At 66.7% G+C, this 26,606-nt stretch carries 20 protein-coding genes; 8 read left to right on the top strand and 12 right to left on the bottom strand.

What is annotated here, in order from left to right:
* Positions 1–8: 8 nt before the first annotated feature.
* From MJ122_RS16065 to pilG, 7 genes are all read right to left on the bottom strand, one after another.
* A complete protein-coding gene (locus MJ122_RS16065; protein ID WP_239744790.1) occupies positions 9–1,043 on the bottom strand; it encodes a chemotaxis protein CheB in 1,035 nt (344 codons plus the stop codon).
* Entirely contained in the window at positions 1,036–9,387 is an 8,352-nt protein-coding gene (locus MJ122_RS16060; protein WP_239744789.1) for an Hpt domain-containing protein, read from the bottom strand. The genes MJ122_RS16065 and MJ122_RS16060 overlap by 8 nt, the downstream gene beginning before the upstream one ends.
* A gap of 24 nt (positions 9,388–9,411) precedes the next feature.
* Complete coding sequence (locus MJ122_RS16055; RefSeq protein ID WP_239744788.1) at positions 9,412–10,275, bottom strand: protein-glutamate O-methyltransferase; 864 nt, start codon at positions 10,273–10,275, stop codon at positions 9,412–9,414.
* 62 nt (positions 10,276–10,337) lie between these two features.
* A complete protein-coding gene (locus MJ122_RS16050) occupies positions 10,338–12,386 on the bottom strand; it encodes a methyl-accepting chemotaxis protein (protein WP_088415960.1) in 2,049 nt (682 codons plus the stop codon).
* Positions 12,387–12,469: 83 nt separating this feature from the next.
* Positions 12,470–13,006: a chemotaxis protein CheW gene (locus MJ122_RS16045; protein ID WP_017520132.1), complete on the bottom strand. Its 537-nt coding sequence runs from the start codon at positions 13,004–13,006 to the stop codon at positions 12,470–12,472.
* Positions 13,007–13,059: 53 nt separating this feature from the next.
* Positions 13,060–13,425, bottom strand: a complete 366-nt coding sequence (pilH, locus tag MJ122_RS16040; RefSeq protein ID WP_024766237.1) for a twitching motility response regulator PilH — start codon at positions 13,423–13,425, stop codon at positions 13,060–13,062.
* A gap of 46 nt (positions 13,426–13,471) precedes the next feature.
* On the bottom strand, positions 13,472–13,879 hold the full coding sequence (gene pilG, locus MJ122_RS16035; RefSeq protein WP_015475142.1) for a twitching motility response regulator PilG: 408 nt from the start codon (positions 13,877–13,879) through the stop codon (positions 13,472–13,474).
* A gap of 280 nt (positions 13,880–14,159) precedes the next feature.
* Between pilG and gshB the strand changes: the two genes are divergently transcribed.
* From gshB to MJ122_RS16000, 7 genes are all read left to right on the top strand, one after another.
* Positions 14,160–15,122 (top strand): glutathione synthase, encoded by a 963-nt coding sequence (gshB, locus tag MJ122_RS16030; protein ID WP_239744787.1) that lies wholly within the window; start codon positions 14,160–14,162, stop codon positions 15,120–15,122.
* Positions 15,123–15,178: 56 nt separating this feature from the next.
* Entirely contained in the window at positions 15,179–16,072 is an 894-nt protein-coding gene (locus MJ122_RS16025; protein WP_239744786.1) for an energy transducer TonB, read from the top strand.
* Between the two features lie 84 nt (positions 16,073–16,156).
* A complete protein-coding gene (locus MJ122_RS16020) occupies positions 16,157–16,726 on the top strand; it encodes a YqgE/AlgH family protein (RefSeq protein WP_017520127.1) in 570 nt (189 codons plus the stop codon).
* A complete protein-coding gene (ruvX, locus tag MJ122_RS16015) occupies positions 16,723–17,160 on the top strand; it encodes a Holliday junction resolvase RuvX (RefSeq protein ID WP_026079176.1) in 438 nt (145 codons plus the stop codon). Before MJ122_RS16020 ends, ruvX begins: the two co-directional genes overlap by 4 nt.
* Before the next feature lie 156 nt (positions 17,161–17,316).
* Positions 17,317–17,829 (top strand): bifunctional pyr operon transcriptional regulator/uracil phosphoribosyltransferase PyrR, encoded by a 513-nt coding sequence (gene pyrR, locus MJ122_RS16010; protein WP_088415958.1) that lies wholly within the window; start codon positions 17,317–17,319, stop codon positions 17,827–17,829.
* Between the two features lie 45 nt (positions 17,830–17,874).
* A complete protein-coding gene (locus tag MJ122_RS16005; protein WP_088415957.1) occupies positions 17,875–18,879 on the top strand; it encodes an aspartate carbamoyltransferase catalytic subunit in 1,005 nt (334 codons plus the stop codon).
* On the top strand, positions 18,876–20,147 hold the full coding sequence (locus tag MJ122_RS16000) for a dihydroorotase (protein ID WP_239744785.1): 1,272 nt from the start codon (positions 18,876–18,878) through the stop codon (positions 20,145–20,147). The genes MJ122_RS16005 and MJ122_RS16000 overlap by 4 nt, the downstream gene beginning before the upstream one ends.
* 165 nt (positions 20,148–20,312) lie before the next feature.
* Here the strand turns inward: MJ122_RS16000 and MJ122_RS15995 are convergent, their stop codons facing one another.
* The 5 genes from MJ122_RS15995 to pilT form a co-directional block, all read right to left on the bottom strand.
* Positions 20,313–21,482 carry a PLP-dependent aspartate aminotransferase family protein gene (locus MJ122_RS15995; protein ID WP_239744784.1) on the bottom strand — a complete coding sequence of 390 codons (1,170 nt, stop codon included), beginning with the start codon at positions 21,480–21,482 and terminating at the stop codon, positions 20,313–20,315.
* Complete coding sequence (locus MJ122_RS15990; RefSeq protein WP_239744783.1) at positions 21,479–22,852, bottom strand: cystathionine beta-synthase; 1,374 nt, start codon at positions 22,850–22,852, stop codon at positions 21,479–21,481. The genes MJ122_RS15995 and MJ122_RS15990 overlap by 4 nt, the downstream gene beginning before the upstream one ends.
* A 209-nt stretch (positions 22,853–23,061) precedes the next feature.
* On the bottom strand, positions 23,062–23,466 hold the full coding sequence (locus tag MJ122_RS15985; protein ID WP_017520120.1) for a TM2 domain-containing protein: 405 nt from the start codon (positions 23,464–23,466) through the stop codon (positions 23,062–23,064).
* A gap of 92 nt (positions 23,467–23,558) precedes the next feature.
* Positions 23,559–24,704, bottom strand: a complete 1,146-nt coding sequence (pilU, locus tag MJ122_RS15980) for a type IV pilus ATPase PilU (protein ID WP_017520119.1) — start codon at positions 24,702–24,704, stop codon at positions 23,559–23,561.
* Positions 24,705–24,807: 103 nt separating this feature from the next.
* A complete protein-coding gene (gene pilT, locus MJ122_RS15975; protein WP_017520118.1) occupies positions 24,808–25,842 on the bottom strand; it encodes a type IV pilus twitching motility protein PilT in 1,035 nt (344 codons plus the stop codon).
* 73 nt (positions 25,843–25,915) lie between these two features.
* Between pilT and MJ122_RS15970 the strand changes: the two genes are divergently transcribed.
* Positions 25,916–26,605 carry a YggS family pyridoxal phosphate-dependent enzyme gene (locus tag MJ122_RS15970; RefSeq protein WP_239744782.1) on the top strand — a complete coding sequence of 230 codons (690 nt, stop codon included), beginning with the start codon at positions 25,916–25,918 and terminating at the stop codon, positions 26,603–26,605.
* Position 26,606 lies beyond the last annotated feature (1 nt).

Raw genomic sequence — 26,606 nt, 5'->3', positions numbered from 1 at the left:
GCCTTATCTCACTGCGTGACGACGCCGATGCATTGCTCGGCGAGGTGATTGACCAGCGCCGCCGCGAGTTCTCGCGGGTCGCCGGAAAGGGTGCTGTAGCCGCCTTCGCGCAGGCTGTCGGGCATGCTGGAGCAGGCGCAGCTGTCGGCGCGCTGGGTCCAGATCGGCGCGCCCTGGCGGCGCACGTAGGCCGCGGCGGCGCTGCCGTCGCTGCACATGCCGCTGAACACGATCACGCCGCAGCGATCGCCGTACTGCTGGGCGAGGTTGAGCATCATCTGGTCGATGGACGGGCTGTAGGGCTCCGGCCAGCTGCGTTCTTCCACGCGCATGCGCGCCGAGCCGTCGAAACCCAGTTCGCGGGCGATCGGCACCACCACGACTTCGCCGCAGCGCACCGGGTCGCCGTCGCGCACGGTGTTGACGTGCCACTGGCTATGCCGGCCCACCGCTTGCGGCAGATTGGCCTCGAAGGAAGCGTCGATGTGCTGGGCATACAGGAAGCCCACCGGCAGGCCGCCGGGCAGCGCATCGAGGAAAGTCTTCACCGCCGCCGGGCCACCCAGCGAGGCGGCCAGCAGCCAGACCTGCGCCGCCGGTTCGCCGGCCTTGAGCGGGGATGCCGCAAGGTCATCGGGCAGCGCCACGCGTGTCGGGCGCTGGGCTTCGTCGAGCAGCGCCGCCAGGCTGCGGCCGACGCCGGCGCTGGGGTCGCCCACCAGCTTGCGCAGCTTGGACACCAGCCGCCGCTCCCAGCGCGGGTAATGTTCGGAATGCCGCTCCGGCGCATGGCCTTCGCCGAACAGCACGGGCACCCGCGATTGTTCCAGCAGGTTGTCGACCAGCGGCGAATCCTCCTGCTGCGCCAGGTCCACCAGCCACAGGTCGGTCTCGCAGGCGTCCAGTTGCTCGCTCTCAAGGCGCGCCGGGTCGGCGTTGAGCACCACCTGGTAGCCATGGCCGGCCAGGGCCTGCGCCAGCACGTGGCGCTGCAGCGAGGTGTCGGCGATCACCGCAATGCGCGGCGTGCTCTGTTCAGACATGGGTCTTCACCAGCTTGTGGATGTTCTCCAGCAGCTCGGATTCCTGGTACGGCTTGCCCAGGTACTGGTTGACGCCGATGGCCAGGGCACGGTCGCGGTGCTTCTCGCCGGTACGGGAGGTAATCATGATGATCGGCAGGTCCTTCAGCTGTTCATCGTGGCGCACCAGGGTGGCCACCTCGAAGCCGTCCATGCGCGGCATCTCGATGTCCAGCAGCATGATATCGGGCTTGTGTTCCTGCAGCTGGGCGATGGCGTCCACCCCGTCCTTGGCGGTGAGTACGTTCATGCCGTTGCGTTCGAGCAGGCGGCTGGTGACCTTGCGCACGGTGACCGAGTCGTCCACCACCATGACCAGGGTCGGGCGCTGGTGCTCGATTTCCGCGGCAGCCGGGCCGGCCAACTGGCGGCGCGGCGCGTGCTGGACGTGCTGCGCATGGAGCACGCGGATGGTCGCCAGCAAATCGAGAATCACCACCACGCGGCCGTCACCGAGGATGGTCGCGCCGGAAATGCCGCTGACGCCGGCGAACTGCGCACCGAGGCTCTTCACCACGATCTCGCGCGAGCCTGCCAGAGCATCCACCTGCACCGCCACGGCGTGGTCCGCCGAGCGCACGAGGATCACCGGCAACGGCAGCGACTGCCCGACCAGCTTGGGATGCTGGCCGTTGTTGAGCAGGTCGCCCAGGTATTTCAGTTCATAGCTCTGGCCGGCGTATTCGAAGCTCGGCGCGGCGCCGGCCTCGTCGGCGGCAGCCTGCTCGTAGAGGGCTTCCAGTTCATACGGGGAGACCCGCACGATGCCTTCGATGGTGTTCAGCGGCAGGGCGTAGAGGTCTTCGCCGGAGAGCACCATGAGCGCGCGGTTCACCGACACGGTGAACGGCAGGCGGATGTCGAAGCGGGTGCCTTCGCCAACACTGGAATGGATGCTCATGGAGCCGCCGAGCTGTTTCACCTCGGAGTTCACCACGTCCATGCCCACGCCACGGCCGGAAATCTGCGTGACCTTCTCGGCGGTACTGAAGCCGGCCTCGAGGATGAACTGCAGCACCTCGTGATCGTTCAGCTCGCTGTCGTCGGTCATCAGGCCGCGTTCGATGGCCTTGCGGCGCACCGCTTCCAGGCGAATGCCGGCGCCATCGTCGGCCAGGGTCAGGAGGATGTCGCCGCCCTCGCGGCCCAGGGTCAGGCGGATGGTGCCCTGCTCCGGCTTGCCGGCGATGCGGCGCGCCTCGCCGGACTCGATGCCGTGGTCGACCGCGTTGCGCAGCATGTGCTCCAGCGGCGCGACGATGCGTTCGAGCACGGTGCGGTCCATCTCGCCTTCGGCGTTGCTGACCACGAACTCGACCTGCTTGCCCAGCTCGCTCGCCACCTGGCGAACGATCCGGCGCAGGCGCGGCACCAGGCGGTCGAAAGGCACCATGCGCGTGCGCATCAGGCCTTCCTGCAGCTCGGTGTTGACCCGCGCCTGTTGCAGCAGCAGGGTCTCGGCGTCGCGGTTCTTGGCGGCCAGGGTTTCCTTGAGGTCGAACAGGTCGGACGCGGACTCGAACAGCGCACGCGATAGCTGCTGCAGCTGGGAGTAACGGTCCATTTCCAGCGGGTCGAAGTCCTCGTAGCCGGCGCGCTCGGCGTCGGCCTGGTGGCGCGAGAGGATCTGCGCCTGGGTCTCGGTATCGAGGCGGCGCAGCTGATCGCGAACCCGCTCGATGGTGGCGTCCATCTCGCCCAGGGTCGAACCGACGTCGCTCACCTGCTGCTCGACGCGGCCACGGAAGATCGAGGTCTCACCGGCAAGGTTGACCAGGCCTTCGAGCAGTTGCGCGGGCACCTTCACCAGTTCCTGCGGCGCGCGGCGCGCAGCGGCTTCCTGGGCGGCTTCCTGGGCACGACGGACGAAGGGCAGCACCACGGGCGCGTCGACGCGTTGCGGCACGGCCGCGGCCATGATGGCTTCGGGCAATGCCGGCAGGCTCACCGGGGCCGGCTGTTCGGCGATCGGCGCCTCGGCGAGGTCTTCGTGCAGGCTATCGGCAGTCTCGACTTCACCCAGGTGCAGGCGCAGCTGGTCGACTTCGGCCTGCAGGCCTTCGAAGCCGGACTGCGCGTCCATCAGCAGGCTTTCCGGCCAGGGCGCGCCCTGCTGCTGGGCTTCGCTCAGGTGCTGTTCGAGGTCATGGGCCAGGTCGCCCAGGCTGGTCTGGCCAGCCAGGCGCGCACCGCCCTTGAGGGTATGGAGAATGCGCAGCAGCTCGTCGAGCGCACCGTTCTCACGCTCGGCGTCCCAGCGGCCCAGGGCCTGTTCCATGCTTTCAAGCAGGTCGTCCGCCTCTTCCAGGAAGATATCCAGGATGTCGGCTTCCGGGCCTTCCGGCGCGGCAGGGGTGGAGCTGATCGCGTGCAGGCTGACGCTGCTGGGGATGCTCAGTTGTTCTTCGGGGTTGGCACGAAATCGGTGAATCGCGTCAATCAGCGATTCACCTCCCGGAATCCGGCGATGCTGCTGGACCGCTTCGAGCATCTCGGCGAGACGGTCATGGCAGCGCTGCAGCAACTCGAAGAGTGTCGGGCTGGCGCGCAGGCGCCCGCCGCTGAGGCCCTCGTAGAGGAATTCCAGTTCGTGGGCAAAATCGCCGATGGGGCGGATCTCGGCCATCCGCGCGCCGCCCTTGAGGGTGTGCAGGTCGCGTTGCAGCGCTTCCAGCTCCACGCTGTTGTCGGGGTTTTCCATCCAGCGATGCAGGGCACCGGAGGAGCTTTCCAGAATGTCGAAACCTTCCTCGAGGAAGATTTCCACCAGTTCCTGATCGCGGTCTTCGTCCAGCTCGTACTCGCTGTCCTGCACGCCCACGACTTCCGCGCCAGCGACCGGTGCAGCGGGCTCGATGACCTCCGGCCGAGCCTGCGACGACTCGCCGATTTCAGCTTCGGCCTGGTCGAGGACGGCCTGCAGGTCGAGGTCATCCGAGGCGGCTTGCTGCTGCGGCTCGACCGCGGCATCGGGAACGACGCTCTCCAGGTCAACGCTGTCGGGTTCGAGAGCTTCCGGGATGAAAGCTTCGGCAGCTCGCGGCGTTGCCTCGGCGGGCAGCTCCAGCTCGATCTCGGTTTCGCTGACTGGCGGCAGCTCGAAGGTTTCTTCCTGCTCAGCCACGGCTTCCTGCTGCGCAGCCAGGGCCTGCGGCAGGTTCAGGCCGGCAGCTGGATTCTGGCGGAAGGTACGGATGGTCTGCACCAGATCAGCCGGGTCGGTCAGCGCCTGGCCGGCCTGCAACTGGTCGAGCTGGGTCGCCAGGCGGTCGTGACAGGTGCGCAGCAGGTCGCCCAGCGGCGGGCTGTGCTGGAAACGATGGTCCAGCAGGCCTTCGTAGAGCGATTCGAGTTCGTGGGACAGGTCGCCGATCTCGCGGATTTCCGCCATGCGCGCGCCACCCTTGAGGGTGTGCAGGTCGCGTTGCAGGGTCGAAAGTGCGGCAAGACCTTCGGGCGAGCCCAGCCACTGGTCCAGCGCCTGGCCGGCGTTGTCCAGGATGTCGACCGCCTCTTCGAGGAAAATCGCCACCATTTCCTCATCCAGCGCCCGCGGCTGCTGCGGGGCGGGGTGGGCATGCGGCGTCTCCGCGGTGATGACGTCATCGTCGTCATCGTCGGCGGCGCCGCGCGGGGCGCCATCGTTGTCATTGCGCGGCGACCAGCTCAGGCCGTCGGGCAGGTTGTCGTCGTCCACCGGACGGCTGTCGAGCAGGAACTCCTCGTCTTCGGCCGGGAAGTCGTCGGCCGTCAGGCTTTCCAGGTCGACGAACTCGGTGTCCGAGGCGTCCTGCAGATCGGCCCCAGGTTCATCCGGTGCGGCGACCGGAGCGTCCAGCAGGCGGTGCAGCGCCTCAACCTGTTCGGGGCGGGCGCTGACCTGCAGGGCGGCAGCCACCTGGTCCATCATGCCGATCAGCGCCTCGTGGGCCGTCTCGGCAGCGGAGAAGAAGGCATCGCCGGTTTCCAGGCGCCCCTGGCGCACGGCGCCGTAGACGGCCAGCAGGGCGTCGGCGAGCTCTGCCATCTGCGGCAGCTCGGCCATCTGCGCGCCACGGCTCAAGGTTTCCAGCTCGTCGTACAGGGCACCCAGCTCCTGGCGCTCCTGCGGGTGCTCGCGCCAGCGGCGCAGCAGGTCCTCGGCGTCGAGCAGGATGTCCATGCCCTCGGCGAGGAACATGCCGATCAGGTGCGGATCATTGCCGCTGCCCTCGCCACTTTCACCACGACGCTTGGCCTCGGCGGCCTCCAGGCGCTCCTGGTGGATCTGCGCGATGCGCGCCAGCAATTCCTCGCTGCCCTCGATGGGCGCCAGTGGGCGGCCTTCGACGAGCTGGTCGAGACCGATGCGGAACAGGCCTTCGGCGGCGTGCAGCAGCTCGGCCTCGCGCAGGTCGACCTGCAACAGGTTGGTCTTGAACTCCTTCACCAGCCGCTCCAGCGGCGTGGCGATCTCGGCGATCGGCAGGATGCCGGCCATGTGCGCGCTGCCCTTGAGCGTGTGCAGGGCGCGCTGCAGGTCGTCGGTCACCGGCTGCGGCAGCTGCTGCGCGCAATCGGCGAGGAAGCCGACCAGGGTTTCCAGATGGGCTTCGGCCTCGTTGCGGAAGATCTCCAGCAACTGCGGATCGAGGCTCTCGTCGAGACCCTCCTTGGCGGCCTGCGCGGCGATTTCCTCGACATCGGCCAGCTCGGGAGTGATGTCCTCGACCGGCGGCGCCGACTCAGGCAGACCACCATCGGGCGGAGGCACCGGCTGCCCCTTGGCCAGCGCGTGGGCGGTGGCGGCCAGGCGGTCGACATCGTCACGCTGGCGCTGGGCGCTGGCAGCATACTCGTCGACCAGCTCGGGCATCAGCCCGACCACGTCCCGGACCACCTGCAACACGGCAGGCGAGGCGGCGATGCTGCGGTCGAGTACGCGGTTGAGCAGGTTCTCGATGGACCAGGCCAGCTCGCCGATTACCAGCGCGCGAACCATCCGGCCACTGCCCTTGAGGGTGTGGAAGGCGCGGCGGATCTCGGTCAGCGAATCGCGGTCATCGGTGTTGGCCAGCCAGGTCGGCAGGTGCTCGCCGATGGTTTCCAGCACTTCGCCGGCTTCTTCGATGAAGACTTCGCGCAGCTCGTCGTCGATCGGTTCTTCGTCGGCGGGCGGTGGCAGCAGGCTGGGCGGCACATCCTGGGCAGGCGGGTTGATCGCCTGGACCGGGGCAGCCATGACTTCGGCCAGGGACAGCGGCTTGGCCGGTGCCTCGGCGACCGGCTCGGGCTCGGCCGGCGGGCTGGGCAGCTCGACTTCCGGCAGGTCCAGGTCGGCGATGTTCTCGTCGCTCCAGGCTTCGGCCTGGAAAGCGGGGGGTTCGGCTTCGGCCAGCGGCTCCAGCGGCTCCAGTGGCTCCAGCTGCAGCGGCGCGTCGAGGCTGAAGTCGACGCCTGCATCCAGCGCGTGCGGTTCGCTCAGTTCGCCCAGGGTCCAGTTGTCGTCGCTGACCAGCGAGGCTTCCGGCTCGCGCTGCTCGACGGTCACTGCCGGGGCGTCGAAAGTCAGGTCGTCCAGAGACTCCAGCGTCACCAGCGGGGCGGGTTCGAGGGCTTCCAGGCTGGCGAAGTTTTCGTCCAGCTCCAGGGACGGCGCGGGCGATTCGGCGGCCGGCTGGCTCAGGTCGACGCTGAACCAGTCTTCCTCGGCAGGCGTCTCGCCGGCCGGGGTGAGCGATTCCATGTCCCAGCTCAGCTCGTCCACCGAAGCCGGGGCGGCCTCCAGCGACGGCAGGCTGGCGAAGTCTTCGGGCAGTTCCGCGGTTGCCGGGGCTTCGCTCGGCGCGACGGTCAGGTCCAGGGCTTCCCAGGACTGCCCGGCAACGGCGGGCTGCGCCTGAGCCGGCTCCTCGAAGCGCGGTGCCTCGGCCAGCGGAGCAGCGTCGTCCAGGCTCCAGCTCAGTCCATCGGCCAGTGGTTGCGCGGGGGTTTCTTCCAGCGTTTCGAGGCTGAACTCGATGCTGTCGGCCTTGTGGCTGTCGTCCAGCGACCAGCCCTCGTCGGCCAGGGTGGTATCGGTGATCGGTGCAGCCGGTTCCAGTTCGATATCCCAGCTGAGGCTGTCCGGTTCCAGGGTGGCAGTCGGCGCACTCGATTCGGTAGTGGCGGCCAGCGGCTCGACCTCATCCAGGGTCCAGGCCCCCAGTTCGGCGGTGGGCTCGGCGGCAGGCAGGCCGGAGTCCAGCTCCAGCGGCTCGAAGGTAAAGCTCGCTCCGGCTTCGCCGGCGGGCTGGGCCTCGGATTCGGCGGAAAGCTCGAAGTCGGCCAGGTCCAGGAGCGGTTCTTCGACCAGTTGCGCCTCTTCGACGGGAGCCAGTTCTTCCAGAGGAGCCCGTTGGGAAGGCTGCTCGACCGACGGCTCTTCGAGCGCGGCGACCTCGAAGCCGGACGGCCCGAAGCTGTCGGCGATTTCCACCGGCGCGCCCCGTTCCGGGACTTCGTCCACCGGTGCCGCTTCGGTCGGCTCGGCCAGCGGCTGGGCGGCCAGCACGTCGATTTCGTCGAGCGGATTATCCAGAGGTGCAGGCAGAGGCGCCGGCGCACGGGTTTCCGGCGCGGCGTCGAGGATCGACGGACGCGGCTTGAGCGAGTAGCCCAGGCTGTCCAGGCTCTCCTCGGCCACGTCGAGGATCAGGTCGCCCTGGGTGTTGTGGTCTTCCGACAGGCGCTCGAGGTAATACTCAACGCTGGTGATGGCGTCGGCGAGCGTGTCCAGGCTGTGCCAGTCCGGCACGGCCTGGCGCACCAGCAGTTGTTCCTGAATGTAGCGATTGCAGTTTTCCAGCAGTTTCGCCGCACGTTCCTGGGAGATCATCGCCAGGCCGCCGCGAACCTGCGTCAGCAGTTCCGGCACGCGGGCCAGGTGCTCGTGGTTCCACTGCGAGGCGATGAACTCGATGATCGCGTCCTTGGCCAGTTCCAGGCCGTTGCGCGCTTCCTTGATCACCACCTGGTGGATCTGCTCGACGTCGGTGGTCGGCAGCACATTCTCTTCGCGGCCCGGCTCCTCGCTCGGACCGACCATGCCGGCCAAAGTGGCTTCGACATACAGCAGCGCACCGGCGACATCCATCAGGGTCGCGTCGTTGGGCTGGCGCTGGCCGTGGGCGAGCCCGCTGACCACCTCGATCTGGTCGAGGATGACCTTGCGCGGCTGGCCGAAACCCAGCACGGCGAGGGTGTCGGCGATCTGCTTGAGCGGCGCCAGCAGGCTGCCCAGCTCGTTGACGCCGCTGCGGTCGCTGCGCACGAAGAGGTCGAGGCTGTCCTTGACCCGCACCAGCTCCTCGCACAGCGCGCCGACGACCGAGCGCATGGCGTCGCGGTCGGGGCCGGCAAGGCGGGCGCGTTCCTCGTCCACCAGGGCCGCGCCCGGCAGGGCGTCGTCCAGCCGGTACTCGTCCTTCACCGCGCGCACGCGTGGCGACTGGTCGGAGGCCTTGGCCACGTAGAACAGCAGGTTCTTGATCAGCTCGTCGGGCGCCGGCTGGTTCATGGCGTCGGCGCCCTGGTCGACCAGGCGCTTGAACTCGCGGTCGACCTGGCGCAGCAGGTTACGCACCGAGGTGCCGTTGGCGATGCTGCCGTTGGCCAGGCCTTCGATCATCGCCGAGGCGATCACCCAAAGGCGCCCCAGCGGGGCATCCTTGCACAGGGATTCGAGACGGGCGAAGACGCGCGCCAGATAGCCCAGGTTGGTCGGCAGGTCCTGGTTGCGGATGACGCCGACCAGGGCGACCTGCAGCATCTGCCGCAGCTTGCGCAGCAGTGCCGGCAGTTCGGCGGTACGCAGGCGCGCCAGGGCGTCCACCGGCAGCACCGGCGATTCCTGGGACAGGTCGGGGGCGAACAGGCTGGTTTCCGACAGCAGCTTCTCGCCACGGGCGGTGCGCAGGTCGTTGAGCAGCGGCAGCACCACCAGCGGCAGGTCGCGCCGGGCGCTCTGGATGCGTTCGAGGTACGCCGGCAGTTGCAGGATGGCCTGCATCAGCACTTCCAGCGCTTCGCTCTGGCTGGAGGCCTTGCCGTCGATCAGGGCCTGGGTCAGGTACTCCATTTCCTCGGCGAGCAGGGCCGCGCCGTAGAACTCCACCATCTGCAGCGTGCCGCGCACCTGGTGGATATAGGCCAGGCAAAAGCCCATCCGCGTCGGGTCCTGGGGATTTTCGACGTAGGATTCGAGGGCTTGCCGCGCCTGCTTGAGCGTTTCGGCAATCTCGCCTTTTACCCATTCCAGGGCGACATAATCGTGCCGATCACCCATAGCCACTCCACTCATGTGTCTGTGTCATCCCTTCCGGGTAAAGGCCAGAACGCGCTCATCGGCGACCGGTTCGAGCAGCGGGTGGTGCCAATCGGCGACCTCGCCCACTCCGATCACCAGCAATCCTCCGGGCGCCAGGCGCTCGGCCAGGCGATTGAGGATTTCCCGCCGCCGCCAGCGGCGGAAATAGATCAGCAGGTTCTGGCAAAAAATCACGTCCATGCCGGACATTGGCGCCTTGGCCAGTTCCAGCACATTCAGCCGCGCACAACAGACGCGCCCGGCGAGATCGGGTATCACACGGTATCGACCGTCATCCTGCACGCTGAAATAACGCGTGGCCAGTTCCGGGTCGATATCCTCCAGCTTGCGTGCCGCATAGATCGCCTCGCGCGCCCGGTTCAGGGCATTGAGGCTGATGTCGGTGCCGGTCACGCCGAACAGCGGCGCCAGACCTGCGTCCTCGAGAACCTTGGCGGCCACCATGGCGAGGGAGTAAGGCTCCTCGCCGCTGGAACAGCCGACGCTCCACAGCGCCAGCGGCCGGCTCGGGCCGACCTGTTCGAGGCGCTGGAGCAGGTAGCGCTCGAGCACTTCGAAGGAAGCCTTGTGGCGAAAGAAACGGGTTTCCTGAACGGTGAGGCGATCCAGCAGGTTCGACCACTCGACGGCGCCACGCGGGCCATCGGTGACCTGCCGGTAGTAGGTGCCGTAGTCGGCAATGCCCAGCTCGCGCATCCGCGCGCCCAGGCTGGTCTGCAGGAAGGCGCGGCGCTGTTCGTTGACGACGACGCCGGTACGGTCTTCCAACAGTGCCTGCCAGTCGCGGAAGTCCGCGGCCGACATGTCGGCCAACGGCTGCAACGACCAGACGCCACTTGCCTGCATGTCGCGCCCCTCGCTCAAGATTGTCGTGCGCTACCCGGCCAGGAGCAGCGCACCTCCTCTGCTCAGGCCTGTTCGGCGGTGTCCGGCAGTTTGAAGCCGGATACGGAGTGGCGCATCTCGCCGGCCATCTTGGCCAGGTTACCAATGCTGCGCGCGGTGGCGGTGGTACCGGCGGAGGTCTGCGAGGTGATCTCCTGGATCACGTTCATGGTGTTGGAAATATGGCCGGCGGAAGAGGCCTGCTGACGGGCGGCGTTGGAAATGTTCTGGATCAACGCGGCCAGGGTCTTGGATACCTTCTCGATCTCTTCCAGCGACACACCGGCGTCCTGCGCCAGACGGGCACCGCGTACCACCTCGGAGGTGGTCTGTTCCATCGAGATCACCGCTTCGTTGGTGTCGGTCTGAATGGTCTTAACCAGCGCCTCGATCTGTTTGGTCGCCGCGGAGGAACGTTCCGCCAGGCGCTGTACTTCGTCCGCTACCACGGCGAAGCCGCGGCCCGCGTCGCCCGCCATGGACGCCTGGATCGCGGCGTTCAGGGCGAGGATGTTGGTCTGGTCGGCAATGTCGTTAATGAGGCTGACGATGTCACCGATCTCCTGGGACGATTCACCCAGGCGCTTGATCCGCTTCGAGGTGTCCTGGATCTGCTCACGGATGTTGTCCATGCCGGTGATGGTGTTGTGCACCACTTCGTTGCCCTTGTTGGCGATGGCTACGGAACGTTCCGCTACCGCCGAGGACTCGGAGGCGTTCGCCGATACCTGGTCAATGGACACGGCCATTTCGTTGATCGCGGCGGAGGCGCCGGCGATTTCCTGGGCCTGGTGCTCGGAAGCCTCGGCCAGGTGCATGGCGGTGGCCTGGGTTTCCTGGGCGGCGGCGGCCACCTGCACGGCGGTCAGGTTGATGGTTTCCACCAGCTCTCGGAGCTGGTCGATGGAGTAGTTGATGGAGTCCGCGATCGCACCGGTGAAGTCCTCGGTTACCGTCGCGGCCACCGTCAGGTCACCGTCGGCGAGGTCGGCGATTTCGTCGAGCAGTCGCAGAATCGCCGCCTGGTTGCGTTCGTTCTTCTCGGCGGTCTCGGCCAGCCGGCGGTTGGTCTCACGCACCATCACCAGGCCGATGAGGATGATCGCGCCCAGGGCGATGATACCCAGCGCGGCGCTGGCGACCTGGTTGAACACACGGCCTTCGGCCAGGTTCTCGAAGCCGGCGGCGAGGCTGGAAGCCTTGTCCAGCAGGGTCTGCGAGCCACCGAAGATGGTGTTGGCGGCTTCACGGACCTGGAACAGTTCCGGGGAGGTCTCGAGGATCTCGTCCACCGAGCCGGACACGAATTCGAAGAGCTCGGCGATCTCGTTGAGGCGATCCACCGCTTCGGCGTTGGTCACCTTGGAGATGCTCATCGCCGCGTTGCCTTCCTTCATGCCCTTGAGTACGCGGCCGAAGAGGCTGGCGTCACGGCCGAAGCTGTCGGCGGCCTGCACCGAGTTCTCGTCACCGGCCAGCACCTTGTTCACCGAGCCGAGGATACGTTCGGCCAGCAGCGACTGGCGCTGGGCTACCGCGACCTGGTCGGCCGGGGCGCCGTTTTCCAGCAGGATATCGACGACCTCTTCGTACTCCACCTGCAGCTGCGGGATGGTTTCGGCGAGGGTCGCGGCCACCTGGTGCAGGGACAGTACGGTCTGTTCGCTGGCGAGGATGGAGTCGGCGTTCTTGCGCAGGGTGTCCCAGTCCTTCTGCACATCCGCCATCTGCGGTTGTACCGAATCCGGGCTCGGCGGCAGGCCGGTGCTCTCGTCACCCTTGGTCAGGATGTTCCAGCGCTTCTCGAAGTCGTTGCGCGCTTCTTTCAGCAGCTTGAACGCCTCCGCCTTGCCCGCCGCGGCTTCCGTGGCGTTCTTGGCGATACGCTGGGACAGCACGCGCAGCTCGCCGGCATGGCCGATGTACTGCTTGTCGTGGTTCGCCTGGGTGTTGAGGTAAGCGAAGTTGGCGAACAGCAAGACGATCGCCACGATCAGGACCACGAAGAGTCCGAGGATCAGCGAACTGCTGCGCGCACCCGAAAAAAGACTGCCTGCCTTTATATTTTTCATATTCGGCCCCCGCCTGGACCCACCACGATTACGAATTCCATGTCACAACAAGGGCCGGCAACGCCGGCCCAACCGGTCAAACGCTAGCTGGCGACATCCAGGAACCCCGGGTGCTGAGCCAGCGCATGCGGGCTGAACACGAGCCAGGGTTGCTCCCGATGGAAGACGCCATGGATAAAGGGCTGCAGGACCGCTTCCAGCGGTGGCAACTGCTCGGAGAAGGTGTCCACCGGGAAGTGCTGCATGCCGAACACCTCATCGACGATGAGGCCGGCGAAGACTTCCTGGTGCTCCACGACGAGCACGCGCCGCTGTTTGCGCAGAGGCGAAAGCTCCGCGCCGAGGAAGCCGCACAGGTCCATGATCGGCAACAGGCGGCCGCGCACGTTGGCGACCCCCTTCACCCAGTCACGGACACCGGGCAGCAGTGTGTAGCGCGGTTCGTGAAGAACCTCGCCGACCTCCCCCATGGGCGCCACGAACAGGCGCCCAGCCATGCGAAAGCCGATGCCGTTCCAGCTCTGCACCACTTCGCGCTGGGCGGGCAGCCCCGCGGCCAGCTGACGACAGCGCTGATCGATCTGGACGAGAACCTCGAAAGGACTCTGGACTTCCGCCATGCCGGCCCTGGCCTTCTCTAATAATTATGTTCGGGTGTGCAGCAACGGCTGGATCAGCCGGCCAGCACCGAATTGATGGTCTTGAGCAGTGTTTCTTCGTCAACCGGCTTGGTCAGGTAGTCGCGAGCGCCCTGGCGCTTGCCCCAGACCTTGTCGGTCTCCTGGTCCTTGGTGGTGACGATGATCACCGGAATCGCGCTGGTTTCCGGGTCCTTGGACAGCTGACGGGTCGCCTGGAAGCCGTTCAGGCCGGGCATGACGATGTCCATCAGGACGACGTCGGGCTTTTCCTGGCGAGCCAGGGCCACGCCATCGGCGCCATTTTCGGCCTTGAGTACCTGGTGCGAGTGCTTTTCCAGCATCGCGGTCAGCTTGTACATCTCGGTCGGCGAGTCATCAACAATCAGAATTCGAGCCATTGTGGTCCCCATACGGAATAGGCGTCACCGGCGCTCGCGCCGGACTTCAGGAAGCGTGCTCCACCGGGGTGAAGTCGGGCACATGGGTCTTGATCGCGCCGAGCAGTTCTTCCTTGCTGAAGGGCTTGGTGAGGTACTGATCGGAACCGACGATGCGACCCTTGGCCTTGTCGAACAGGCCGTCCTTGGAGGACAGCATGATCACCGGCGTGGATTTGAATGCACTGTTGTTCTTGATCAGGGCGCAGGTCTGATAGCCATCCAGGCGCGGCATCATGATGTCGACGAAGATGATGCTGGGATGGGTATCGGCGATCTTGGCCAGCGCGTCGAAGCCGTCGATGGCCGTAATGACATCGCAGCCGACTTTCTTCAGCAGGGTTTCAGCCGTGCGACGAATCGTCTTGGAATCGTCGATCACCATTACTTTCAAACCGTCGGAATGCTGTTCCATGTTCGCCCTTACCATCTCGGTGAGTCGTTTTTCCGCTTTTTATTTCAGTGCGCACGCGCCCTGCCACCGTCGGGCTGCGACCCAATCGTGGGAACCTTTTACCACAATCGTCAGAATCTTTACCACGCCCAGCAAATTCAGGCCATAAGACCCGGAACACGCAGGCTTTTTCCTTGACCGAGCGCACATCCAGCGCCACCCTGAGCGTCCATTTTCAGCCTTTGCGGCGCGGCCTGATGCCGCAGCCCCACGCCGACGATTTCCCCCAGGAGGACATCCCATGAGCGTACGCCTCGGGATCGTGATGGACCCCATCGCGCAGATCAGCTTCAAGAAGGACAGCTCGCTGGCCATGTTGCTCGCCGCCCAGGCCCGCGGCTGGCAGCTCTTCTATATGGAACAGCAGGACCTTTACCAGAAAGAGAACGTCGCCCGCGGTCGCATGCGCCCGCTCAAGGTGTTCTACGACCCGGCCCACTGGTTCGAGCTGGAAGAGGAAGTCGACCAGCCGCTGTCGGACCTGGACGTGATCCTGATGCGCAAGGACCCGCCCTTCGACAACGAATTCGTCTACTCCACCTACCTGCTGGAACAGGCTGAAACCGCCGGCACGCTCATCGTCAACAAGCCGCAGAGCCTGCGCGACTGCAACGAGAAGTACTTCGCCACGCTGTTCCCGCAATGCGCGCCGCCGACTGTGGTGAGCCGCCGGTCCGACATTCTCCGCGATTTCGCCGCGGAGCATCGTGACATCATTCTCAAACCCCTGGATGGCATGGGCGGCTCGATGATCTTCCGCCACCGCGAAGGCGACCCGAACCTCTCGGTGATCCTCGAGACCCTGACCCGCCACGGCCAGGAACAGGTCATGGCGCAACGCTACCTGCCGGCCATCAAGGACGGCGACAAGCGCATCCTGATGATCGACGGCGAACCGGTGGAGTACTGCCTGGCGCGCATCCCCGCCCAGGGCGAGACCCGCGGCAACCTCGCCGCCGGCGGCCGGGGCGTGGCCCAGCCGCTGACCGAGCGCGACCGCTGGATCGCCGCGCAGGTCGGCCCGGAACTGCGCAAGCGCGGCCTGCTGTTCGTCGGCCTGGACGTGATCGGCGAGAACCTCACCGAGATCAACGTCACCAGCCCGACCTGCATCCGCGAGATCGATGCGGCCTACGACACGCGCATCGGTGAGAGACTGATGGCAGTCATCGACGAAAAGCTCAAGGCGCGTAGTGCGTCATAGACTTTTATAAGCCTCGTCGGCAGACTTCCGCCCCACCCTGGCCCGTGCGATCCGCAATGAACGCTGCAACCCACCAAGACTTCCCCGCGTCCTCCGGCGTACGTCCGGCGGACCGTCTGGGTTTCACCCTGTTCGTTGCGGCCATCCTGCACGTGGCCATGCTGCTGGGGGTGGGCTTCACCATGCCCAGCCCCAGCCAGCTGAGCAAGACGCTGGAAATCACCCTCGCCAGCTTCAAGAGCGACAAGGCGCCGGAGAAGGCGGACTACCTCGCGCAGATGAACCAGCAGGGCAGCGGCACCCTGGAACACAAGGCGATCCCCAAGACCACCGAGCAGGCGCCGTTCCAGGACACCGAGGTCAAGAAAGTCTCCCCGCCGGCCACGCCGCGCCAGGCCAAGAGCCCGGAAGCGCCCAAGGCCGCCGTCGCCACCCGCACCCCGCGCCCGGACAAGGTGCAGACCAAGCAGCAGACGCCCAAGGCCGAGACCGTCGCCAAGCCAGCGCCGCAGTTCGATTCAAGCCAGCTTTCGGCGGAGATCTCCAGCCTGGAGGCCGACCTCGCCCGCGAACAGCAGGCCTACGCCAAGCGCCCGCGCATCCACCGCCTGAGCGCCGCCTCGACCATGCGCGACAAGGGCGCCTGGTATAAAGAGGAATGGCGCAAGAAGATCGAGCGCATCGGCAACCTCAACTACCCCGACGAAGCCCGCCGCCAGCGCATCTACGGCAGCCTGCGACTGCTGGTGTCGATCAACCGCGACGGTTCGCTCTACGAAGTGCAGGTACTGGAATCCTCCGGCCAACCCCTGCTCGACCAGGCCGCCCAACGCATCGTGCGACTGGCCGCCCCCTTCGCGCCCTTCTCGGGCGACCTGAACGACATCGACCGTCTGGAAATCATCCGCACCTGGCGCTTCGAGCGCGGCGACCGACTGTCCAGCAACTGACCCGACTCGCCCGACAGCGCCCGTGGTGCGCCGTTGCGCTTTCAAGTCTTGTCCCTTTGACCCGCAGGCCTGAAACTAGGCGGCATGAAAAGCACAGCCGCCAGCTACCTCAAGCACCATTTCCTCATCGCCATGCCGCACATGGCGGACGCCAACTTTGCCCAGACCGTCACCTACATCGTCGAACACAACGAGCAGGGTGCCATGGGCCTGATCATCAACCGCCCCAGCGGCCTGAGCCTGGCCGACGTGCTCGAACAGTTGCGCCCGGACGAACTTCCGCCGGTGCGCTGCCAGGGCATGACCATCTACAGCGGCGGCCCGGTGCAGACCGACCGCGGCTTCGTCCTGCACCCTGCCGGGCGCAGCTACCAGGCCACCCTGGAAATGGGCGAGCTGTCTCTGTCCACCTCCCAGGACGTGCTGTTCGCCATCGCCGACGGCAGCGGCCCGGCACAGCACCTGATCACCCTCGGCTACGCGGGCTGGGAAGCCGGCCAGCTGGAAGCGGAACTGACCGACAACGCCTGGCTGACCTGCCCCGCCGACCCGGCGGTGCTCTTCGAGGTACCGGCCGAGCAGCGCCTGTCGGCGGCCGCCGAGCGTCTGGGAGTCAACCTCAGCCTGCTCACCGCCCAGGCCGGGCACGCCTGATGAGCAGCAAACCCCTGCGCCTGCTCCTGGGGTTCGACTACGGCACCAAGCAGATCGGCGTCGCCGTCGGCCAGGCCATCACCGGCCAGGCCCGAGAGCTCTGCGTGCTCAAGGCGCAGAACGGCGTGCCGGACTGGAGCCGCGTCGAAGCCCTGATCAAGGAATGGCAGCCCGACGCCATCGTCGTCGGCCTGCCGCTGAACATGGACGGCACCCCCAGCGACATGAGCGAGCGCGCCGAGAAATTCGCCCGCCGCCTGCATGGCCGCTACAACCTGCCGGTACACACCCACGACGAACGCCTGACCACCTACGCTGCCAAGGGCGAGCGCCTGGCCCAGGGCCAGCGCGACGGCTACCGCGAGCGCCCGGTGGACGCCCTGGCCGCCGCCCTGCTGCTGGAGGGCTGGCTGGCGGAAAACGCCCCTGCCTGATCCCAGGCCCCTGTCTGCCATGGCCGCGGTGTCCTTGACCTGAGGCAGCGCCAGCGCAGCGAAAGCCACTAAGCTTGCCGGACCACTCCTTCCCGGAACGGTCCGCCCCGATGGCCGCCCGCGCCGGGTGGCCTCGCCAACCGAACCGGAGACGTCATGACCCTGCCCAGCCCCGCCGAACTCATCCCCCGCATGGCCACCGACCTGCGCAACTACCTGGCGCAGCGCGGCATCGACTCGCCGCGCTTCGTCGGCATCCACACCGGCGGCATCTGGGTCGCCCAGGAACTGCTCAAGGAACTGGGCAGCGACGAGATCCTCGGCATCCTCGACGTCTCCTTCTACCGCGACGATTTCAGCCGCAGCGGCCTGCACCCGCAGGTCCGTCCGTCGGAACTGCCCTTCGAGATCGACGGCCAGCACCTGGTGCTGGTAGACGACGTGCTGATGAGCGGCCGGACCATTCGCGCCGCGCTCAACGAGCTGTTCGACTACGGTCGGCCGGCCAGCGTGACCCTGGTCAGCCTGGTAGACCTGAACAAGCGGGAGCTGCCGATTCGCCCGGATATCGTCGGCGAAACCCTGTCCCTGGCACCCAACGAGCGGGTAAAATTGCGCGGTCCCGCACCACTTGTCCTCGAGCGCACGCTTCTCAGCACCGCGCTGTGACCCCGCGCGCCCGGACCTCCACTCCCAACTTTCAGGGCCTGCCACATGCCGACCGACGCCAAGCGCCCGCTGCAGCTCAACGACCTGGGCCAGCTGCGCCACTTCCTCTCGCTCGACGGGTTGTCCCGCGAACTGCTGACTGAAATCCTCGATACCGCCGACTCCTTCCTCGAAGTCGGCGCCCGCGCGGTGAAGAAAGTCCCGCTGCTGCGCGGCAAGACCGTTTGCAACGTGTTCTTCGAGAACTCCACGCGCACCCGCACCACCTTCGAACTGGCGGCCCAGCGCCTGTCCGCCGACGTCATCTCGCTGAACGTGTCGACCTCCTCGACCAGCAAGGGCGAGACGCTCACCGACACCCTGCGCAACCTGGAGGCCATGGCCGCCGACATGTTCGTCGTGCGCCACAGCGACTCGGGCGCCGCGCACTTCATCGCCGAGCACGTCAGCCCCAATGTCGCCGTGATCAACGGCGGCGACGGCCGCCACGGCCACCCGACCCAGGGCATGCTCGACATGCTCACCATCCGCCGCCACAAGGGCAGCTTCGAGAACCTCTCGGTGGCCATCGTCGGCGACATCCTGCACTCGCGCGTAGCCCGCTCGGACATGCTGGCGCTCAAGACCCTGGGCTGCCCGGACATCCGCGTCATCGCCCCGCGCACCCTGCTGCCGGTGGGCCTGGAAGAGCAGTACGGCGTGAAGGTCTTCACCGACGCCAACGAAGGCCTGAAGGACGTCGACGTGGTGATCATGCTGCGCCTGCAGCGCGAGCGCATGGCCGGCGGCCTGCTGCCCAGCGAGGGCGAGTTCTTCAAGCTCTATGGCCTGACCGGCAAGCGTCTGCAGCTGGCCAAGCCCGACGCCATTGTCATGCACCCCGGCCCGATCAACCGCGGCGTGGAGATCGATTCCGCCGTGGCCGACGGTGAACAGTCGGTGATCCTCAACCAGGTCACCTACGGCATCGCCATCCGCATGGCCGTGCTGTCCATGGCCATGAGCGGCCAGAACGCCCAACGCCAGCTGGAACAGGAGGACGCGCAATGACCGTCAGTATTCGTGGCGCCCACCTGATCGACCCGGCCAGCGGCCTGGACAAGGTCTGCGACCTGCACATCGAGGCCGGCCGCATTGTCGCCATCGGCGACGCCCCCGCAGACTTCCACGCCGCCCAGGAAATCGACGCCGCCGGCCTGATCGCCGCGCCCGGCCTGGTGGACCTGAGCGTCGCCCTGCGCGAGCCGGGCTACAGCCGCAAGGGCAGCATCGAAAGCGAAACCCGCGCCGCCGCAGCCGGCGGCGTCACCAGCCTGTGCTTCCCGCCGCAGACCAAGCCGGTGCTGGACACCTCGGCGGTCGCCGAGCTGATCCTCGACCGCGCCCGCGAGGCCGGCAACGCCAAGGTCTTCCCCATCGGCGCGCTGACCAGGGGCCTGGCCGGCGAGCAGCTGTCCGAGCTGGTCGCCCTGCGCGACGCAGGCTGCGTGGCCTTCACCAACGGCCTGGCGCCGATGGCGAGCAACCGCGTGCTGCTGCGCTCGCTGGAATACGCGGCGACCTTCGACCTCACCGTGATCTTCACTTCCCAGGACCATGACCTGGCCGAAGGCGGCCTCGCCCACGAAGGCCCGACCGCCAGCTTCCGCGGCCTCGCCGGCATCCCGGAAACCGCCGAGACCGTTGCCCTGGCGCGCAACCTGCTGCTGGTGGAGCAGTCCGGCGTGCGCGCGCACTTCAGCCAGCTGACCAGCGCCCGTGGCGTCGAGCTGATCGCCCAGGCCCAGGCCCGTGGCCTGCCGGTCACCGCCGACGTGGCGCTGTACCAGCTGATCCTCACCGACGAGGCGCTGGCGGACTTCTCCAGCCTGTACCACGTGCAGCCGCCGCTGCGCTCGCGCAAGGACCGCGACGCCCTGCGCGAAGCGGTGAAGAGCGGCGTGATCCAGGCCATCGCCAGCCACCACCAGCCCCACGAGCAGGACGCGAAGAACGCCCCGTTCGCCGCGACCGACCCGGGCATCAGCAGCGTCGAGCTGCTGCTGCCGCTGGCCATGACCCTGGTGCAGGACGGCCTGCTCGACCTGCCGACCCTGCTCGCACGCCTCTCCAGCGGCCCGGCCGCCGCCCTGCGCCTGCCGGCCGGCAAGCTGGCCGTGGGTGCCGCGGCGGACGTGGTGCTGTTCGAAGCCGACGGCCAGACCCTGGCGGGCGAGACCTGGCACTCCCGTGGCCAGAACTGCCCGTTCCTCGGCCACTGCCTGCCGGGCGTAGTGCGCTGCACCCTGGTGGACGGGCATATCGTCCACGCGGTGTAACGCCTCATCGCTCCATGAAAAAAGCCCGCCGATTGGCGGGCTTTTTTATTGGCGCATCTGCAGGAAGCCCGGGCGCAGGATGGGTGGAGCGCAGCGATACCCATGCTGCCGGTGCCGCGAGCGACGCGTATCGCTTCGCTCCATCCTACAAATGCGTCTCGTGCTTCAGATCATCGCCAGCGCCTTGGCCAGATCGGTACGCAGGTCCTCCACGTCTTCCACCCCCACCGACAGGCGAATCAGCGAATCGCCGATCCCCAGCGCCGCGCGGTTTTCCGGCGGGATGCTGGCGTGGGTCATGATCGCCGGGTGTTCGATCAGGCTTTCCACGCCGCCCAGGCTCTCCGCCAGGGCGAACAGCTGGACGTTCTCCAGGAAGCGCCGCGAGCCGGCGAGATCGGTGCCCAGGTCCAGCGAGATCATCCCGCCGAAGCCCTTCATCTGCGTGCGCGCCAGCTCGTGCTGCGGGTGTGACGGCAGGCCGGGGTAGTAGACGCGCTTGACCTGCGGCTGCTGCTCCAGCCATTTCGCCAGGTCGAGGGCATTGGCGCAGTGCCGCTCCATGCGCAGCGCCAGGGTCTTCACCCCGCGCAGGGTGAGGAAGGCATCGAACGGGCCGGCGATGGCGCCCACCGAGTTCTGCAGGAAGCCCAGGCGCTCGGCGAGGTCGGGGTTGTCGCCGACGATGGCGATGCCGCCGATGACGTCGGAGTGACCATTCAGGTACTTGGTGGTGGAGTGCACGACGATGTCGAAGCCCAGGTCCAGCGGGCGCTGCACATAAGGGCTGGCGAAGGTGTTGTCGGCCACGCAGAGGATGCCGCGCTCGCGGCAGGTGCGGGCGATGGCGGCAAGGTCGGTCAGGCGCAGCAGCGGGTTGCTCGGGGTTTCCACCCAGACCATGCGGGTCTTGTCGGTAAGCGCTGCTTCCAGCGCGCCGGGCTGGGCCAGGTCGGCGAAGTGGAAGTCATGCCCGGCGCTGCGCCGACGCACTCGCTCGAACAGGCGGAAGGTGCCGCCGTAGAGGTCGTTGCCGGAAACGATGTGCGAGCCGGCGTCGAGCAACTCCAGCACCGCCGAAATCGCCGCCAGCCCCGAGGCGAAGGCGAACGCCTTGCTGCCGCCCTCCAGGTCCGCCACGCAGCGCTCCAGCGCCCAGCGCGTGGGGTTGTGCGAGCGGCCGTAGTCCAGGCCCTTGTGCACGCCGGGGCTGTCCTGGCGGTAGGTGGAGTTGGCGTAGATCGGCGGCATGATCGCCCCGGTGGAGGGGTCCGGCTGCTGCCCGGCGTGGATCACGCGGGTGGCGAAACCGAGGCGGTCGTCGTGCTGGCTCATGCGAGGGTCCTCCGTAGATGGTTGAGCAGGTCGAAGCGGGTGATCAGGCCGTGGAAGCCCGAGGCGTCGGCGATGATCGCCACCAGGCCGCGCGCCAGCACGGCTTCCAGTTCGCCCAGGCTGGCGCCGGGGGCGAGGGTTTCCGGGGTGTCGCTCATGGCGCTGGCGACCTCGCGACGGTAGTGCGCCGGGTCGTCATGCACGCCCATGAGGATGTCGGATTCGTCGATCACGCCGACCAGCCGAGGGCCATCCAGCACGGGCAGTTGCGAGACATCCGCCAGGCGCATGCGCTGGAAGGCGGTCAGCAGGGTGTCGCCGGGGCCGACGCTGACCACGCGCCCTTCCTCGAAACGCCGCGCGATGATGTCGCGCAGGTCGCCGTAGCGCTTGCGTTGCAGCAGGCCCTGGTCGGTCATCCACTGGTCGTTGTAGATCTTCGACAGGTAGCGCGTGCCGGTGTCGCAGACCAGGCTGACCACGCGCTTGGGTGCTTTCTGCTCGCGGCAGAAGCGCAGCGCGGCAGCCAGCAGCGTGCCGGTGGACGAACCGGCAGCGATGCCTTCGTTGCGCAGCAGTTCGCGGGCCGTGGCGAAGCTCTCCTCGTCACTGATCGAGTAGGCATGGCGCACGCTGGAGAGGTCGGCAATCGACGGCACGAAGTCTTCGCCGATGCCCTCCACCGCCCAGGAACCGGGCGTGCCGATGGCGCCGGAGCGCGAGTATTCGGCCATGATCGAGCCCACCGGGTCGGCCAGGACCATTTCCAGCCCGGGCTGGACCTTCTGGAAGAAGCGCGTGAGGCCGGTGAGCGTGCCGGCGGAACCGACGCCGACCACCACGGCATCGAGGTCATGGCCGGTCTGTGCCCAGATTTCCGGGCCGGTGCCGGTCTCGTGGGCCAGCGGGTTGGCGGGGTTGTTGAACTGGTCGGCGAAGAAGGCGTTCGGCAGGTCTTTCGCCAGCCGCGCAGCGACGTCCTGGTAGTACTCCGGGTGCCCCTTGCCGACATCGGAGCGAGTGATGTGCACCTCGGCGCCCATGGCGCGCAGGTGCAGGACCTTCTCGGTGGACATCTTGTCCGGCACCACCAGCACCACCCGGTAGCCCTTGGCGCGCCCCACCAGCGCCAGGCCCAGGCCGGTATTGCCGGCAGTGGCTTCGACGATGACGCCGCCGGGCTTGAGTCGGCCGTCCCGCTCGGCCGCCTCGATCATGGCGACGCCGATGCGGTCCTTGATGGAGCCGCCGGGGTTCTGCGATTCGAGCTTGAGGAACAGGGTGCAGGGTCCGGTATCGAAGCGCGTGACGCGGACCATGGGGGTATTGCCGATCAGGTCGAGCACGGCAGGGCGGGATTCGTTGCTCATGGCAGCCACTCCTTCTGGGCGAGCCGGGGATCGCCCGGCGGCACCTGCTTCTGTCCTCCTGACCTTAGGCGCGGGGCACAGCTCGCGCCAGGCGGCGCGACGAAAGACGGCGGGTTTTGCATTTCGCAGGAACGGACGGCGTCCGCGATGATTTCCGTCTCGCCGTGGACCAATCGCGGACGCAGGCCGCTCCTACGGGGTACGAAGGCTCAGATCCGCTGCGGCCCGTTGCGCTCGGATATCTGGCTGTTCAGCGTCCAGAAGTCATACAGCACGCCGATGAAGAACAGCCCGCCGGTGAACAGGTAGAGGATGCCGGTGAGCCACTTGCCCATGTACATGCGGTGCACGCCGAACACGCCCAGGAAGGTCAGCAGGATCCAGGCGACGTTGTAGTCCACGCCGCCGGAGCGGTAGCGCTGGTCCGCCGCGTCGTCCATGGAGGGGATGAGGAACAGGTCGATGATCCAGCCGATGAAGAACAGGCCGAGGGTGAAGAACCAGATGGTGCCGGTGATCGGCCGGCCGTAGTAGAAGCGGTGCGAGCCGGTGAAGCCGAAGATCCACAGCAGGTAGCCGATGACCTTGCTGTGGGTATCAGGGTTGGCGGACATGCCTTTCTCCCGTTGCGTGACAAGGCCCTGAGCATAAACGAAAAGCCCGCACGGAGCGGGCTTCTCGGGCGCTATCTGTTCGCAGGACGGGCTTAGCGGAAACGCCGATTGGGATCGTCGTCGCTCATCTCCAGGGTCAGGCCCTGGGTCATGGTGCTCAGGTGATCGGCATCGGTCTCCGAGCCCAGCTTGATCATCAGGCGCAGGTCGTTCGCCGAGTCGGCGTAGGCCAGTGCATCCTCGTAGGTGATTTCGCCCTGGGTGTAGAGCTGGTACAGCGCCTGGTCGAAGGTCTGCATGCCCTGCTCGGTGGAGCGCTTCATCAATGGCTTGAGCTCGTGGACCTCGCCCTTGCGGATCAGGTCGGCGGCCAGCGGGGTGTTCAGCAGCACCTCGATCACCGCGCGGCGGCCCTTGCCGTCCGGGGTCGGCACCAGTTGTTGGGCAACGATGGCCTTGAGGTTCAGCGAAAGGTCCATCCACACCTGCCCATGCCGGTCGGCCGGGAAGAAGTGGATGATCCGCTCCAGCGCCTGGTTGGCGTTGTTGGCGTGGAGGGTCGCCAGGCACAGGTGGCCGGTTTCGGCGAAGGCCACGGCGTGGTCCATGGTCTCGCGCGAGCGCACCTCGCCGATCATGATCACGTCCGGCGCCTGGCGCAGGGTGTTCTTCAGGGCCACCTCGAAGGTGTCGGTGTCCAGGCCCACCTCGCGCTGGGTGACGATGCAGCCCTGGTGCTGGTGGATGTACTCGATGGGGTCTTCGATGGAGATGATGTGGCCGGTGGAGTTCTTGTTGCGGTAGCCGATCATCGCCGCCAGGGAGGTGGACTTACCGGTACCGGTGGCACCGACGAAGATCACCAGGCCGCGCTTGGTCATCGCCAGCTTCTTGAGGATTTCCGGCAGCTTCAGGTCATCGATGGTCGGGATGTTGGTCTCGATGCGGCGCAGCACCATGCCCACCAGGTTGCGCTGATAGAAGGCGCTGACACGGAAGCGACCGACGCCACGGGCGCTGATGGCGAAGTTGCACTCGTGGTTCTCGGCGAAGTCGCGGCGCTGCTGCTCGTTCATCACCGAGAGCACGGTCTCGCGGGTCTGCTCCGGCGACAGCGCGGTCTTGGTCACCGGCAGTACCTTGCCGTTGACCTTCATCGAAGGCGGCACGCCTGCCGTGATGAACAGGTCGGAGGCACCCTTTTCCACCATCAGGCGCAACAGCTTCTCGAATTCCATGATCTTTCTCGCCAGGTTCACGCTGACTACGACGGGGCTGTCGGATCACGAAGCGAGTGCGTGTGGCGCGCTCCGTGCGCCGGGCCACGAGGGCCCGGTGGGGTTAGAAGTTTTCCGGGATCTTGGCTTTTTCTTTCGCCGCGTCGCGGGTGACCAGTCCCTTGGCGACCAGGCCCTTGAGGCACATGTCGAGGGTCTGCATGCCGATCGCGCCGCCGGTCTGGATCGCGGAGTACATCTGCGCAACCTTGTCCTCGCGGATCAGGTTACGGATTGCAGGGGTGCCGATCATGATCTCGTGGGCCGCGACCCGGCCGCCGCCGATCTTCTTCAGCAGGGTCTGGGATATCACCGCCTGCAGGGATTCGGAGAGCATGGAACGAACCATGGATTTCTCTTCGGCGGGGAACACGTCGACGATACGGTCGATGGTCTTGGCTGCGGAGGTGGTGTGCAGGGTGCCGAAGACCAGGTGGCCGGTTTCCGCGGCGGTCAGCGCCAGGCGGATGGTTTCCAGGTCGCGCATCTCACCCACCAGGATGATGTCCGGGTCTTCACGCAGGGCCGAGCGCAGGGCCTCATTGAAGCCGAGGGTGTCACGGTGCACCTCGCGCTGGTTGACCAGGCACTTCTTCGACTCGTGGACGAATTCGATCGGGTCTTCGACGGTGAGGATGTGGCTGTACTTGGTGTTGTTCAGGTAGTCGAGCATCGCCGCCAGCGAGGTGGACTTGCCCGAACCGGTCGGGCCGGTCACCAGCACCAGGCCGCGCGGCACGTCGGAGACGCGCTTGAACACCTCGCCCATCCCCAGGTCCTCCATGGTCAGGACCTTGGAGGGAATGGTCCGGAACACGGCGCCGGCGCCGCGGTTCTGGTTGAAGGCGTTGACCCGGAAGCGGGCGACGCCCGGCACTTCGAAGGAGAAGTCGGTTTCCAGGAACTCTTCGTAATCCTTGCGCTGCTTGTCGTTCATGATGTCGTAGATCAGCGCGTGAACCTGCTTGTGCTCCAGCGGCGGCAGGTTGATGCGGCGAACGTCGCCGTCAACGCGGATCATAGGCGGCAGGCCGGCCGAGAGGTGCAGGTCCGAAGCGCCCTGCTTGGCGCTGAAGGCGAGCAGCTCGGTAATATCCATGGGACTCCCCAATCAAGAGCAAGCAGGTAGAATGCCGCAGAACACGCAGCAGCCGGGCGGAAAAGCGACGGTAATGTCCACGATAGCAGAGAATATTGCAAAGGTTCGCGTACGAATCCGTGAGGCGGAACAAGCGAAAAATCGCACGCCTGGCTCGGTGCAGTTGCTGGCCGTGAGCAAGACCAAACCCGCCGCCGCCATCCGCGAGGCGTATGCCGAAGGCCTGGCCGATTTCGGCGAGAACTACCTGCAGGAAGCCCTGGCCAAGCAGGCCGAGCTGGCCGATCTGCCGCTGACCTGGCATTTCATCGGCCCCATCCAGTCGAACAAGACCCGGCCCATCGCCGAGCACTTCGACTGGGTCCACTCGGTGGACCGCCTGAAGGTCGCCCAGCGCCTCTCCGAACAGCGCCCGGCGAACCTGCCGCCGCTGAACGTGCTGCTGCAGGTGAACGTCAGCGGCGAGGACAGCAAGTCCGGCTGCTCCCCGGCCGAACTGCCCACCCTTGCCCAGGCGGTGGCGCAACTGCCGCAGCTGAAACTGCGCGGCCTGATGGCCATCCCCGAGCCCACCGAAGACGTTGCGGCGCAGCACGCTGCATTCGCCCGCCTGCGCGAACTGATGCAAGCCCTCAATCTCGGCCTGGACACCCTGTCCATGGGCATGAGCCACGACCTCGAAGCCGCCATCGGCGAAGGCGCCACCTGGGTGCGGATCGGTACCGCCCTGTTCGGCGCCCGCGACTACGGCGCCTCGCATTAAT

This window comes from Pseudomonas sp. DP-17 (genome assembly GCF_022380625.1).
In the GTDB taxonomy this organism is placed as follows: Bacteria; Pseudomonadota; Gammaproteobacteria; order Pseudomonadales; family Pseudomonadaceae; genus Pseudomonas; species Pseudomonas nitroreducens_A.
This window is presented reverse-complemented; position numbering and strand designations above follow the sequence as displayed.

Bases quoted from the DNA above. Each gene is read 5' to 3' on its own strand.
- MJ122_RS16065 (WP_239744790.1), bottom strand. From the start codon at position 1,043: ATGTCTGAACAGAGCACGCCGCGCATTGCGGTGATCGCCGACACCTCG.
- MJ122_RS16060 (WP_239744789.1), bottom strand. From the start codon at position 9,387: ATGGGTGATCGGCACGATTATGTCGCCCTGGAATGGGTAAAAGGCGAG.
- MJ122_RS16055 (WP_239744788.1), bottom strand. From the start codon at position 10,275: ATGCAGGCAAGTGGCGTCTGGTCGTTGCAGCCGTTGGCCGACATGTCG.
- MJ122_RS16050 (WP_088415960.1), bottom strand. From the start codon at position 12,386: ATGAAAAATATAAAGGCAGGCAGTCTTTTTTCGGGTGCGCGCAGCAGT.
- MJ122_RS16045 (WP_017520132.1), bottom strand. From the start codon at position 13,006: ATGGCGGAAGTCCAGAGTCCTTTCGAGGTTCTCGTCCAGATCGATCAG.
- pilH (WP_024766237.1), bottom strand. From the start codon at position 13,425: ATGGCTCGAATTCTGATTGTTGATGACTCGCCGACCGAGATGTACAAG.
- pilG (WP_015475142.1), bottom strand. From the start codon at position 13,879: ATGGAACAGCATTCCGACGGTTTGAAAGTAATGGTGATCGACGATTCC.
- gshB (WP_239744787.1), top strand. From the start codon at position 14,160: ATGAGCGTACGCCTCGGGATCGTGATGGACCCCATCGCGCAGATCAGC.
- MJ122_RS16025 (WP_239744786.1), top strand. From the start codon at position 15,179: ATGAACGCTGCAACCCACCAAGACTTCCCCGCGTCCTCCGGCGTACGT.
- MJ122_RS16020 (WP_017520127.1), top strand. From the start codon at position 16,157: ATGAAAAGCACAGCCGCCAGCTACCTCAAGCACCATTTCCTCATCGCC.
- pyrR (WP_088415958.1), top strand. From the start codon at position 17,317: ATGACCCTGCCCAGCCCCGCCGAACTCATCCCCCGCATGGCCACCGAC.
- MJ122_RS16005 (WP_088415957.1), top strand. From the start codon at position 17,875: ATGCCGACCGACGCCAAGCGCCCGCTGCAGCTCAACGACCTGGGCCAG.
- MJ122_RS16000 (WP_239744785.1), top strand. From the start codon at position 18,876: ATGACCGTCAGTATTCGTGGCGCCCACCTGATCGACCCGGCCAGCGGC.
- MJ122_RS15995 (WP_239744784.1), bottom strand. From the start codon at position 21,482: ATGAGCCAGCACGACGACCGCCTCGGTTTCGCCACCCGCGTGATCCAC.
- MJ122_RS15990 (WP_239744783.1), bottom strand. From the start codon at position 22,852: ATGAGCAACGAATCCCGCCCTGCCGTGCTCGACCTGATCGGCAATACC.
- MJ122_RS15985 (WP_017520120.1), bottom strand. From the start codon at position 23,466: ATGTCCGCCAACCCTGATACCCACAGCAAGGTCATCGGCTACCTGCTG.
- pilU (WP_017520119.1), bottom strand. From the start codon at position 24,704: ATGGAATTCGAGAAGCTGTTGCGCCTGATGGTGGAAAAGGGTGCCTCC.
- pilT (WP_017520118.1), bottom strand. From the start codon at position 25,842: ATGGATATTACCGAGCTGCTCGCCTTCAGCGCCAAGCAGGGCGCTTCG.
- MJ122_RS15970 (WP_239744782.1), top strand. From the start codon at position 25,916: ATGTCCACGATAGCAGAGAATATTGCAAAGGTTCGCGTACGAATCCGT.